The organism is Pseudomonas hunanensis (assembly GCF_013393325.1).
Taxonomy (GTDB): domain Bacteria; phylum Pseudomonadota; class Gammaproteobacteria; order Pseudomonadales; family Pseudomonadaceae; genus Aquipseudomonas; species Aquipseudomonas putida_P.
Genome location: NZ_QJRC01000095.1, coordinates 860672 through 874120 on the forward strand (window position 1 = coordinate 860672; position 13449 = coordinate 874120).

A 13449-nucleotide genomic window follows, 5' to 3' on the forward strand; every position below is an offset into this window, starting at 1 on the left:
CTGCTGCACAGGGTTCAGAACCACTGCCCGAAGCGGCGGATATAGAGGGCCTTCATGGCCTGGGCGACCACGCAATAGCCCAGCAGGATGGCAACCAGCCAAGGGAAGTACGCCCACGGCAGTGGCACCAGGCCAACCATCGCCCCCACCGGCGAGAACGGGATATAGACACCCAACGCCATCACCAGCCCCGTTGCCAGCACCACTGGCAGCGCGGCGGTGCTCTGGAAGAACGGCACCTTGCGCGTGCGCAGCATATGCACCACCAAGGTCTGTGATAGCAACCCCTCGATGAACCAGCCGGACTGGAACAGTGCCTGCATCTCGACGCTGTTGGCCGCGAACACGTACCACATCAGGGCAAAGGTGGTGATGTCGAAGATCGACGACGTAGGGCCGATCCACAGCATGAAGCGGCCAATGTTGCGCGCATCCCATTTGCGTGGCTTGCTGAGAAATTCCTTGTCCATGCGGTCCCAAGGCAGCGACAGCTGGGAGAAGTCGTACATCAGGTTCTGCAGCAGCAGGTGAATCGCCAGCATCGGCAGGAATGGGATGAACGCGCTGGCCACCAGCACCGAGAACACGTTGCCGAAGTTGGAGCTGGCAGTCATGCACAGGTACTTCATGATGTTGCCGAAGGTCTCGCGGCCTTTGAGCACACCCTCTTCAAGCACCATCAGGCTTTTTTCCAGCAGAATGATATCGGCCGATTCCTTGGCGATGTCGGTGCCGCTGTCTACCGAGATACCGACGTCGGCATCGCGCAGGGCCGCAGCATCGTTGATGCCGTCGCCAAGAAAACCCACCGTGTGACCATTGGCCTGCAGGGCCTTGAGCACGCGTGATTTCTGCAGCGGGGTGAGCTTGGCGAAGACCGTGCGTTCTTCGACCTGCAGCGTGAGGGTGGTGTCGTCCATGCGCGCGATGTCCTGGCCGAGCAATGGCAGGCCTGGCTCCAGGCCAACTTCACGGCAGACCTTGCACGTCACCACCGGGTTGTCGCCGGTCAGCACTTTGACCCGCACGCCCATGTCCCGCAGAGCGGCAATGGCCGGGCCGGCAGTTTCCTTGGGCGGGTCGAGGAAGGTCAGGAAGCCCTGGATCACCAGATCGCGCTCATCGTCAGCGTGATACTGCGCCTTGCCTTCGGCCGCCGGGATCTGGCGGGTGGCGACCACCAGTACGCGAAAGCCGTCCTGGTTGAAGGCGTCGGCACTGGCCAGCAGCTGTTGGCGGCGGCGCGGATCGAGGTTAACGACACCGTCGCCTTCCTGCACATGGGTGGCGATGGCGAGCATTTCCTCGACCGCCCCTTTGCTTACCAGCAGGTGGTCGCCCAGGGCATCCTTCACCACCACGGACAGGCGACGGCGGATGAAGTCGAACGGCAGCTCGTCGACCTTTGCATAGGCGTAGGGGGCCTGGAACTGGCGGTCCTGCCCTGCGAAATGCAGCACAGCTTGGTCCATCAGGTTGCGAATGCCGCTTTGGTGATGGCTGTTGAGCCAGGCCAGCTCGAGGATGTGCCTGTCGCGCTGGCCGTCAAAGCGCACGTGGTGTTCGAGGATGATACGGTCCTGGGTAAGCGTGCCGGTCTTGTCGGTGCACAGCACGTCCATGGAACCCAGGTTCTGGATGGCGTTCAGGCGCTTGACCACCACTTTGCGCCGGGCCATGGCCACGGCGCCCTTGGCCAGGTTGGCGCTGACGATCATCGGCAGCATTTCCGGGGTCAGGCCCACGGCCACGGCAAGTGCGAAGAGGAAAGCATCGCCCCAGTCGCCCTTGACCACACCGTTGAGCATGAACACCACCGGGACCATCACCAGCATGAAACGGATCAGCAGGCTGCTGACGCTGTTCACCCCACGGTCGAAAGCGGTCTGGCTGCGCGAGCCGGCAATGGCCTTGGCCAGCGAGCCGAAATAGGTGCGTCGGCCAGTGGCGACCACCACTGCGCGGGCGCGGCCACTGACCACGTTGGTGCCCATGAAGCAGATGTTCGCCAGCTCGAGCAGGTTGTCCTGGCTACCGCTGCCCCCGGTAGCGGACTTCTGCGCGACATGGCCAAGGGTGTCGTACTTCTCGACCGGCAGCGCTTCACCAGTGAGCACCGCCTGGCTGATGAACAGGTCACGTGATTCGAGCAGGCGAATGTCAGCGGGGATCATGTCGCCTGCGCAAAGCTGCACGATATCGCCGGCCACCAGTTCGTCCATGGGCACTTCGCGCAGACGCGGGGCCTGCCCGACCTGCTCGCGGCGCAGCACGGTGGCAGTGGTGCGCACCATGGCCTTGAGCGCATCGGCGGCCTTGGTCGAGCGGTACTCCTGCCAGAAGCGCAGCACGCTGCTGAGGCTGACCATGGTCATGATGATGATGACCTTGGTCAGGTCGGCATCATCCGTTTGGCCTGCGCGAAGCGGCAGCCAGTAGTCGGTGACGAAGCTGATCCCGGCCAGGGTCAGCAGTACATAGATGAACGGGTTGTGCAGGGCCCTGAGCAATTGCACCAGGGCATGCGGTTGCGGGTCGTGGGCGACCTGGTTGGCCCCGTCGCGCTCCAGGCGCTTGGCGGCTTCGTGCTCGGTCAGGCCCTGCTCGCAGGCATCGAGGTTGGCGAGGGTGACAGCCAGGCCATTGCGCGCTTCACGGGCGGCACGCGTGGACAAGCGGGTTTCGCGTTCGGTCTTGGCCGATGAGGTGTCGCGGTGTTTGACAGTCATGTTGCTGTGCTCCTGCCGCTGCGGCGGCACGACACACAGACGTTTCACTCAGGCGGTGAACGAAGGCATGTCGGGTCGCAGATGAATACGGGTTCTTTCCGACAGAAATCTGTCCGCTGCCGAGGGTCGGAAGTTGTTTCGGCAGCGAACTTTCTACTCGCGCAATCCATGGTTTTATTCCTTTGTCATAAACAACAGGCCATACGCCCCCGCAAACTTTTCATTTAAAAAGTTCGAGCACAACGATACCGTTTGATATCTTTTATTCAGTGAGAAGTTTTGGGGGTTCCGGCGTGCTAACGCGCCAGCGCCCCGCATCTACTTGGGGGGTTCTGGCAGTCATCAGGGTACCCGTGCAGGCGGCGCGGCCAGGCACAGGCCTGCTGCGCCGCAAAGCAGGCGAGCAGGCGATATGAAACGAATGAAGTGAGGTTCATGAGCTTGCCTCCAACCGGCGGACACCGGCGGCGGCAAGCTACGGCGGAGCATCAGGCTCTGGCGCGGCTTGCCCGACCGAGGCGTCGGGACCGGTGTTCCGGTTCAAGTGCCTGACCTGGCCGTACGGCGGTGGTCAGGCAGCGACTAGATACTGTGTCCATTGAATTCTTCAGTGATTGAAAGTAAGGCCCTTGTCCAGGGCCGGTCGAACTTTATTCAAGCGTAGTATCGAAGTCAACCAGCAAGCAGAACTTTAAATAAGTTTCACCTTGTTTTAATGTTACTTGCTGGCGTGGCCACCATCACTCAAACCTTGAACCGCCCCACCAACGCCGTCATCTCCCCCACCAGGCCCGCTAGCGCCTTGCTCGCTTCGCTGGTCTGCTGCGCTCCCGCCGCTGAATGGTGAGACAGCTCGCGGATATTGAGCAGGTTGCGGTCTACCTCCCGCGCCACTTGGGCCTGCTCTTCGGCCGCACTGGCAATGACCAGGTTGCGCTCGTTGATTTCGCCGATCGCACTGTAAATGCCCTCCAGCACCTGCCCCGAGGCCAGGGTCACCTCCAGTGTCGATTGCGCCCGGTTGGTGCTGGCCTGCATCGAAGCCACCGCCGCCTCGGTGCCGGCTTGCACGCGGGCGATCATCTGCTCGATTTCCTGGGTCGATTGTTGCGTGCGGTAGGCCAGCGTGCGCACCTCGTCTGCCACCACCGCAAAGCCGCGCCCGGCCTCACCGGCGCGGGCGGCTTCGATGGCAGCATTGAGCGCCAGCAGGTTGGTTTGCTCGGACACCGAGCGAATCACTTCCAGTACCTTGCCGATATCCCGCACCTGCCCGACCAACTGTTCCAGATGCGCACTGCTGGTCTGGATCTCGCGGGTCATGGCTTCGGTGCCGTCGATGTTGTCACCGACTTGCCGGCGACTTTGCGCAGCCAGCTGGTTGGACTCGCTGGTGGTTTGCGAGGTGGTGATGGCGTTGCGCGCAACCTCCTCCACGGCCGTGGTCATTTCGGTCACGGCGGTAGCGGCCTGCTCCAGCTCCTGCCCCTGCTGGCGCAGGTTGTTGGCGCTTTGCTCGGTGACCGCATTCAACGCCGTGGCGGCGGCATCCAACTGCTGGGCACAGTGATTGATCTGCCCAAGGGTGTCGCGTTGGCTCTGCTGCATGCGCTGCAGCTCATGGAACAGCTGGCCGATCTCGTTGTTGCCCTGCCCTTGCACCGGTACGCTCAGGTCGCCACCGGCAATGCGCTGGAAATGCCGACCGGCTTCACGCAGCGGGAGCAGCACACGCTGGGCAATGAAAGCCCAGCACAGTGCCGCCAGCAGCAAAGTCACACCCAGCAGGCACAGGCTCAGAAACTGCGCACGGGCCAGACGCCGGTCGGACTCCTGCATGATCTGCTGACCACGTTCGCTCAGTGCGCCCACCAACTGTTGGCGTAGCGCTTGCAGCCGGCCCATGGCATTGCCGGCATCGCTGTTGACCTTGAAGTACTGCTCCAGCGAACGCTGACGGGTCGCCTCTCGCTGCCCGGCAACCGCCTTGGCGTATTCGGCAAAGGTAGCCTGCAGCTCGAGTGCCAACGTGCGAAGGGCTGGCTCACGGGCGTTTTCGACAAACGCGCCGACCAGCGCCTGGCTCTTGTCGTTCAGCTCCACCGACAATGCCATGCGCTTGCCAGCACTCTCGTCATGGCCACCCAACTGCTCGATGAAGCCCGAGGACACATTGGCGCTGGAACGAATCGCCATCAACAACGCATTGTTCAACCGGTCCGACTGGTGCGCCGTCTGGTCCAGCTCGGTGATCTGCTGGTCGCTGCCCACTGCTGCCCACCAGGCACTGACGGTGGAAAACAGCAGGGTCAGGCTGAACAGCGACAACACCCAGAACATTCCGGTGCGGATCTTCAGGTTGGCAAGCATGCGGGCAGTACTCCTTGTTGGCACCACTTCTGGTCGATGATTCGACGGTGGGTGTGCTGCTATCGGAGTAGCTGGCGCAGGCTTGAGGCACCGGGATGCGGTTATGGGCGGTAACCGAACAGATTGCGCCGAGGCCAGCCTCAGCGACCGAGAAAGTCGACCACCGCCTCAGTGAAGGCCTGGGGTTGATCCAGCATGACGAAGTGGAAGCTGCCATCGATTCGCTTGAAGCTGATGCCCTGCGTGCCGGCATAGGCATTGGTGAAGGTTGCATCGACGCTGGAGGCAGGTACGCCATACATAGGGTCATAGGCGTATACGACCTCTATCGGCGCCTGGATAGCGCCAAGCTCCGGGCGCAGGTCGGTGGTCATCAGTTCATGGGTGGCATCGGCTACGGCCTTGCGGTCCGAGTGCAGCGCCGCCGCAATGAGTGCAGGCCGTGCCGCTGCGGTCTTGACCAACCGGTCGATGGCCGTGCGCTGCATCGCTTCGGCCTGCGCTGCAGGGGCCGCCAACATCGCATCGCGGAATGCGGCAGCCTGCGGTGCGGCCGTTTCGGCGGTTGCCCTGGGGTCGATCAGCAACGTGTAGAACGGCAGCGCATCGACGACCATCAGCCGGCCTACCTGCTCAGGATGGCGTGCACCCAGCATCAGCGCGACCTCACCGCCCAGTGAATGGCCAATGATGGCCGGCGTCTCAAGGTGCTGGCGGCGGATGTAGTCGGCTACCGCCTCGGCCACCGGAGCGGCCACGCGCCCGTCCACAGCGGGCACGGTTGGCGAGCCGGCAAAACCTGCGACCTGCACCAGGTGCAAGCGGTGCTGCTGGCGCAGCGTGCTGGCGAGCCCCGCCCATACCTTACGCGATGAGGCCAGCCCCGGGATCAGGATAACGTCCGGCCCAGCGCCTTCGACCTGCACTGAAATACGTTCGCTTAGCGCGGTCTCTGGCTGGCCGGGCGCGGCCAATGCCGAAGACAGCGACAGGCTGGCCCCGATTGCCGCCAGCAGGGTACGTACACGCATGTCAGCCACTCCTTTGACTTCGACTGAGAAAAGCCCACCACTATAAGACGCGCGGCAAGCCATGGGAAAACTATCGTTTGCAACCCGGTGTGCTGCACCGTTAAAGTCGGGGGCCTGGGCGCTGGCTGCGCCTGCGGTCCGCGCGAAGGGGTTGCCCGAGCCATGCGTCAACACATTCCCATACCAGCTCCCGGCTTGTCGGCGGACCGAGCCCCAAAGGAGTTGGCATGCCCGCCATCAATGCATCCCGTCAGCACGGTCTGCTCGACCTGCCCGCCTTGCGCAAACGCGCCAAGCGCTTGCTGAACGCCCTGAACAATCACCAGGCCGAAGACGCCCGCGAGCAATTGCGTACGCTCGGCCTGCCCGGCCCCGACTACCGGCTTGCCGATACCCAATGGCTGGTGGCCCGCGAGGCCGGCTTTGCCAGCTGGCCAAAGCTCAAGGTACATGCCGACGCCGTGGCCTTTGCCGCACGCCACCCCGGTTTTGCCGCCGATGACGAAGCCACCGTGCAGCACTGGCGCTGCGGCAACGACATCGCCCACAGCCTGCGCACCGCCGGGTTTGCCGGTGCATTCCAGATGTTCGACGACCCCATGGTCATGGGCCCGGTACCGGCGTTGCCCGAGGAACGGTACTGGCGGGTGCGTGGAGACTACGTGCAGCAGGCGTTCAACCTGCGGGCGGAGGACGTTGAACAGCGCCAGGCCGCACAGCGAGCGGCGCTGGCCGGCCTGAGCACAGACAGCAAGCTGGTACTGTGGTGCGAGGCCGACGCTTACGACCAGCTGTTCCTGATTCGCGTGCTCGCCAGCCTCCCCGGCCTGCCACGCCGGCTGGAACTGATCGAAGCTGACCAAGTGCCCGGTGTCGAGCGCTTCATCGGCATCGGGCAACTGGCGCCTGACCTGCTGGCCTGGCTGTGGCCACAACGACGTGCACTGGGTGAAGATGCCCTGGCCCTGGCACGCCAGGCATGGGCGGCTTATACCGCGCCGGCGCCACAGGCCTGGGCGGCGCTCGCCGGCCAGCAGCACACGGCTTTGCCTTTGCTGGGCCGGGCACTGGCGCGCCAGCTACAGGAGCTACCGGGAGCGAATGATGGTTTGAGCCTTACCGAACGCCTGTTGTTAGGCGTGCTGGCCTCTCGTGGCGAGCTACCGGCTGGCCGCGTGTTTGGCCAGTTGATGATGCAGGACGATCCGCTGCCTTACCTGGGTGACCTGATGTTCCATGTGCTGCTGCAACCGTTGATCCATGCGCCACAGCCGCTGCTGCTGGAGGGCCCTGGAGAAGCCTGGGCACAACGGCCATTGCGGCTGACCGCGCTTGCCGAGCAAGTGCTTGCAGGAAAAGCGCACTGGCTTGATCACAACCCCGCGCAGCGCTGGGTTGGCGGGGTACTGATCAATGCGGCAGACAGGCCTTGGGTAGTCAGCGAGCAGGGCGAAGTCTGGCAGCGCATCTAGACCGGTGGAAGCGGCCTCGTGTCGCGTCTACACGAACCGCGCCTTGCCAATCGCTTTCGCTGCGTCCGCCAGGCGTTGGGTAGCCAACCAGATCTCACCCACATCCAGCGAAGCAAACCCCAGGCGCAACGCATTTTCGGCATGACCAAACGGCGAAAACTGCCGCCCACTGCGCACCACCAGGTCCAGCTCCAGCGCGTTGTCGACCAGCTGATCCACGTTGATCGCATCGGCGAACTTCACCCACAGCGCCAACCCACCTTCGGGTTCCTGTACGGTGATCTGTTCGCCGAACGCGCCATGCAAACACGCCAGCAAGGTTTCGCGGCGCCGACGGTACTCGCGGTTGACCCGGCGCAAGTGTTTCTTCAGTTCGCCATCATTGATCAAGTCCGCCAGCATCCGCTGCATCACCGCATCGCCCTGCCCCAGGGTAAGCGTGGCCCTGCGCTCCAGCACGGCTGTTACCTCCACCGGTGCGACGATGTAGCTGCAACGGAACGTGCTGCCCAGGGGTTTGGACAGTGTGCCGATGTAAATCACATGGCGCTGCTGGCGGTCGCTGGCCAAAGGCAGGTAAGGCCGCCCAGAAAAGTGGTATTCGTAGTCGTAGTCTTCCTCGACCACGCAGAAGTCATGCTGTCGCGCCAGCTCCAGCAACTGCTGCCGGCGCCCGGCGGGCAGGCTGACCGTGGTCGGGAACTGGTGATGGGGCGTTATGTACATCATTCGCACCTTGTGCTGCCGGCACAGGGCATCGATCTGATCGACACGGCAACCCTCATGGTCCAGGTCCACGGTTACCAGCCGGGCACCCAGCTGACGGAAAATCTCCCACGCCGGGGGATAGCTCAGGCGCTCGACCAGCACAACGTCACCTGGTTTGAGCAACACGCTGGTTACTAGCGACAGCGACATCTGCACCCCCTGGGTCAGGCAGATATGCTCGGCGCCAACGTTCAGGCTGCGATTGTGCCGCAGCATGTCGGCCAGGGCGGCGCGCAGGTAAAGGCTGCTGCAATCGCTGCCGTGGCGCACGCTGTTGCTGGTGAAGCTGCTGCGCAAGGCATTGCGGTAATAGCGGTGCAAAACAGCCTGCGGCAGCAGCCGGTGATCACAGGCGCCGTTGTCGAAAAACAAGGCCCCTGGCCGCCCCTGCTGCGCCGCAGCCTGCTCGTTCGCCTTGAAGTAGGCAACGGCGGGTTCCACGGGCAGCGCCAGGGCAAACGGCCTGGCGGCACTCGGCGCGACCAGTGTGCCAGGCGCCAACTGCTGGCTGACGAAGGTACCCCGACGCTGCACGCTTTGCAGCCAGCCTTTGGTTTCGGCTTCCTCGTAGGCCAGGATCACTGTCTTGCGGTTGACGTTCAGCAACTGCGCCATCTCCCGCGTGCCCGGCAACGGCGTGCCAGGGCGCAGGCGGCCCTCGCTGATCGCGGCCACCAGCCCCTCGACGATCTGCCGGTACGAAGCCTGCGCCCCATCGAGCTTGAGCAGTGGCTGCCATTTACGAAGCTGGACCATATGAATTATCCAAAACTGGAGGTTCTGCTGGTCCTGGACTATAGCAACAATCGAACCTCCAATTGCCCCGAGGTGTTCATGCAAAGCCGCCACGTCATCGAATTGTCGCCCTCGGGCAAAACCTTCGACGCCAGCCACGAACTGCTGCTCGATGCCATGCTCGCCAGCGGGCTGCCGGTACCTTTCTCGTGCCGCCGCGGCGCCTGCGGCTCGTGCAAGGTCAAGGTGGTGTCGGGGCAGTATCAGGACAAGCAGCGGGATGCGGATACACCGGCCCCCTCCTATCCCTTGGCTGCAGACGAAATGCTGTTGTGCCAGAGCCATGCCTGCAGCGACATGCGCCTGGAAATTCCGGGCTGGTCGCTGGACACCCCAACCCTGGAAACTCACGCTCAGGTTGTTGGCCAGCGCGCGCTGAGCACCGATATCGTCGAACTGGTGCTGCAACCTGCTCAGCCGCTGGACGTCCGGGCCGGCCAGTACGTGCGGTTTCGGCTGGACAACGGCGACAGCCGCTGTTTCTCCATTGCCAACCTGCCTGCCCAGCAGCAAGGGCAGTTGGTGTTTCACATCCGCAAGGTCAGCGGTGGCCTGTTCACCGAAGGTCTGCTGCCCACCCTGCAAGCAGGTGCTTCGGTAAAGCTCGAAGGCCCGCTGGGCGCCTGTACTTGGCAGCACGATGAGCAACGCCCGCTGGTGCTGTTGGCCACCGGCACAGGCTACGCCGGCATCAAGCCCTTGTTGCTGACTGCCCTGGCTCGCGACGCCGAGGTGGCCCTGTACTGGGGTGGCTCATCGACGGCCGATTTCTACGACCACGCGTTTCTCGACCAGGCCAGTGGGGCGCACCCACACTTTCGCTGGTACCCGGTACTCGCGGGCCAGGCACGCATCCAGCAGGTCGCGCTCGGCCAGCCCCACCACTGGGAAGAAACCCAGGTCTATGCCTGCGGCAATCCCGCGATGATCAGCCAGGCGCGCGAACAATGCGTTGCGGCGGGCGTGCTACCCCATCGCTTTGTCGCCGAGGCCTTTGTCGCCAGCGGCGCGGCGGCCACCCAGGCCTCAGCAGCCAGCACGCTGCACCCTGAGCTGGAAAAGGTCGGCCCACGCTACTCGCTGGACGGCATGCTCGCGGCCCGCGAGCAGTCGGTAAGGTCCGTGGCCGCTATTGCCAGCCAACTGCAAGTCGGCATGACCACCGCCCAGGCGCTGGAGATGGCCGCGCAAACCCTGCAGGCAATGGGCGCGTCGCACACCTGGCACCCCACCTACATCCGTTTTGGCGACGATACCGTACGCACACCCCGGCAAGGCATTGATCTGCAGCGCGTATTACGTAGCACAGACATTGTCGTGGTCGACGTGGGCCCGGTGTGGGATGGCTATGAGGGCGACTATGGCGACACCTTCGTGTTTGGCCAGCACCCACTGCACCACGCCTGCGTGAAGGCACTGCATGAAGTGTTCGACGAAACCCGCCAGGCCTGGGGGCGTGGGCTGACCGGTCGCGAGCTTTATGACTTCGCAGAGCGCAGTGCCCAGGCCAAAGGCTGGCAGCTGGAGCGCAACCTGGCCGGGCACCGCATCGCCGACTTCCCGCATGTGTTGTATGGCCAGGACAAGCTGGCCGAGGTGGGAATCGTGCCCAGCGAAGTGGTGTGGGTATTGGAGATTCAGTTGTGCCACCCTACCGAGCCGGTCGGGGCATTCTTTGAAGATATCCTGATTGGCGACGCCAGGTCGGCCGTGGCTACGGCTGCTTGATACCACCGTCAGCAAGCAAGGTGCGCGTCAATCAGGCGCGCGACCACTTCGGCAGGCTATGAGCGGCATCGCCGAACACCTCAAGGCAGGCGTACGAGGTGCTGCCTGAGACGCGCGAAATGTAGTGCCCAGGCATGCAAAAAAACTTGATTCAAGCGATGATGAGGCAAAACGCCACCACCCATAAGGACATACCCCGTGGACGCCTCGTCAACCATTCGCAGCATGCTGGCCAACAACCGCATCGTGGTGCCTGCCTATCAACGCGCCTATGCCTGGGATACGCCAGTTGAAGGTTCGACCCGCGCCAGCCAGACACAGGTGTTTCTTTCCGACCTGGAAGCCTACCGCAACAGCCACTCCCGCAGCCCTTATTACTTCGGCCATTTCCTGTTCGAACAGACGCAGGGAGAGTATCGGGTCATCGACGGCCAGCAGCGCCTGACCACGATCACGCTGTTTTTGGCGGCACTGTTCGCGTGCTTGCAAGCCAAACGCGCCCTGACCGAAGATGAGCAGGACTGCTACAAGGACATGATCAGACGGGACAGTCAGATCCGCTTGAAGACGGTCGAATACGACAACCAGATCTTTGTCGATTATGTAATCAACCAATCCAGAACTGTCGCTCCTGCTTCGCTCACCACATCTGCCCAGCGACTCATCAATGGGTTCGACTTCTTCAAAAAGAAGCTGGGGGCTCAGCCTGAAGCGTACCTGACGGACATGCTGCGGATAGTGTCCCAGGCTTCGTGCAGTACGCACCCGGTGCGGGACGAGGCAGAAGCCATTCAGATGTTCATCTTCCAGAACAACCGCGGCAAGCGCCCGTCCAACCTTGAGGTGGTGAAGGCGCAGTTCATGTATGCCATCCACCTTCATGGCGAAGATCAGCAAGCGAAAGACAGCCTGATCGAAGAGGTCCAGCAGCGCTTCGAGACCATCTACAAGTCGATCTCAGCCATTGAATACCGCATCAATGAAGACGACGTGCTGCAGTACACCTTGCGCGTCCACTTCAATACCCTGTGGGAGAGTGGCGCGCTGGAGCGGATTGAAAAAATGCTCGCAGCTGAGGCGCCTCTTGAGTTTGTGCGAGACTTCACCTGCTCGCTGGCCATCAGTTTCGAGCATTTGTCAGAGTTCTTCGGCGATGACGAGCGAAGCAGCTTTCCGATCCACTCACTGGTGAGCTTGGGCGGGATCGCGATTGCATTGCCCTTTATTCTCAAGGCCTATCGTTTTGGCCTTCCCCTGCCGGACAGGAACGCGCTGTGCGTCGCTTTTGAAAGCTTGATCATCCGTCATCGCCTGATTGGTACCCGTGCGGATATCACGTCACGCATCAATGATGTCTACGAGGCCTTTACCAGCGACGCGCCGACGATAGCCCCTATCCTCGCGCGCATCGAGTACCTCAAGACCGTAACCAGCGGCTGGTGGGCTTTTTGGAACAATGAAAGGCTGGCAGAGGCTTTAGAATGGAATATCCGGCATTCCATCGCCAGGCATTTGCTCTGGAAGTATGAAGTCCACCTGGAAGGACAAGGCCAGCGCGGTTACGCGCCACGGCGCAGCAACGACACCGAGCGTCCAGAGCTGGAGCATATCGCGCCCAGCACCGAGCCCGCCGCTCGCCCACATGGTTACGGTACCTACGACGAAACGTTCAAGGGCGAATATCTGAACTGCCTCGGCAATTACTTGCTGCTGTCCAAACCCCACAACTGTGCAGTGGGGAACATCCCATTCAGCGAAAAGCTGGCGACCTATAAGCACACCTTCCAGCAGCGGGAAATCGCTACGTTCGTCAGCGCCGGCGGCCTGTGGGACCGAGATGCAATCCAGGTTCGGCACGATAAAATCGTCGCCGCACTGATGGCTGAGCTTTAAGTAACCGATAGACACCACATGGAATTGAAAAATGCTTCAATGGCCCGCCCACTCAAAGATCACTTGCTTTAATGCAAAAAATGAAGTCATCGCCGACTCTGCTCGCAGCAGGCTGGATTTGGCAGACTCGCTGATGTTGCACCACGACCACAAGAAGCCATTAACTTGTCACATTGAGGTTCTCACCAGGTCGGCCGACTGGACCACCTGGAACTCAGTCAATGTGAAAAGGATTGAAGACCATATCGTCTACGACCTTGAATTTGACGGTTACCAGGTAAAAATCGAACGCGTCAGCAAGCCCAGCAGAACGTTGTGCAGCAAACCCTTCCGGTGGCAGCTCGAAATAAGCGTTGAAGAAGACAACGCGCTTGCGCTGGATAAAAAGCCTATCGGCACGCGTTTCAAGGTGGCTCGAAGCGATGCCTCGGTCAAAACCATTCAAACCACTATCGAGAAGGTGTTCGGTTTACCCCATGGCTCCGTTTGTTTACTGACGCCCGATGGCCAAAACGCCAATTTGCGCACCTCCATAAAAAACCTGAGGAGCAAATGGAAACAGAGCTAACGCTTACCCCCTGTCGGCGCCCTTGCCGCGGGCTAGCGTAAGCAAGGGCGCAGGTAGAAACGAATGCTGATGCGGCGTGGAGGCTTCTTGTTTGA

Annotated in this window: 8 protein-coding genes; 4 read left to right on the forward strand and 4 right to left on the reverse strand. The window is 61.9% G+C overall.

The features are described from left to right. Positions 1-14 precede the first annotated feature (14 nt). From mgtA to DM807_RS20755, 3 genes are all read right to left on the reverse strand, one after another. A complete protein-coding gene (mgtA, locus tag DM807_RS20745; protein WP_179027831.1) occupies positions 15-2729 on the reverse strand; it encodes a magnesium-translocating P-type ATPase in 2715 nt (904 codons plus the stop codon). 744 nt (positions 2730-3473) lie between these two features. After that, the gene (locus tag DM807_RS20750; RefSeq protein ID WP_060514390.1) at positions 3474-5099 is read right to left on the reverse strand and encodes a methyl-accepting chemotaxis protein; all 1626 of its coding nucleotides are present in this window, start codon (positions 5097-5099) and stop codon (positions 3474-3476) included. Positions 5100-5239: 140 nt separating this feature from the next. Further along, a complete protein-coding gene (locus DM807_RS20755) occupies positions 5240-6130 on the reverse strand; it encodes an alpha/beta fold hydrolase (protein ID WP_012272806.1) in 891 nt (296 codons plus the stop codon). Between the two features lie 227 nt (positions 6131-6357). Between DM807_RS20755 and DM807_RS20760 the strand changes: the two genes are divergently transcribed. Beyond that, positions 6358-7602, forward strand: coding sequence for a DUF1835 domain-containing protein (locus DM807_RS20760; protein WP_179027832.1), 1245 nt, complete (start codon positions 6358-6360; stop codon positions 7600-7602). A 27-nt stretch (positions 7603-7629) separates the two neighbouring features. On the opposite strand, the gene pdxR is transcribed toward DM807_RS20760, so the two are convergent. Beyond that, positions 7630-9126, reverse strand: a complete 1497-nt coding sequence (gene pdxR / locus DM807_RS20765) for a MocR-like pyridoxine biosynthesis transcription factor PdxR (RefSeq protein WP_179027833.1) — start codon at positions 9124-9126, stop codon at positions 7630-7632. On the opposite strand from pdxR, the gene DM807_RS20770 reads away from it, so the two are divergent. From DM807_RS20770 to DM807_RS20780, 3 genes are all read left to right on the forward strand, one after another. Beyond that, positions 9127-10893, forward strand: coding sequence for an NAD(P)H dependent flavin oxidoreductase family protein (locus DM807_RS20770; RefSeq protein ID WP_179027834.1), 1767 nt, complete (start codon positions 9127-9129; stop codon positions 10891-10893). 198 nt (positions 10894-11091) lie between these two features. Then, the gene (locus DM807_RS20775; RefSeq protein WP_264316232.1) at positions 11092-12786 is read left to right on the forward strand and encodes a DUF262 domain-containing protein; all 1695 of its coding nucleotides are present in this window, start codon (positions 11092-11094) and stop codon (positions 12784-12786) included. 31 nt (positions 12787-12817) lie between these two features. Further along, positions 12818-13354 (forward strand): hypothetical protein, encoded by a 537-nt coding sequence (locus tag DM807_RS20780; RefSeq protein ID WP_012272811.1) that lies wholly within the window; start codon positions 12818-12820, stop codon positions 13352-13354. Positions 13355-13449 lie beyond the last annotated feature (95 nt).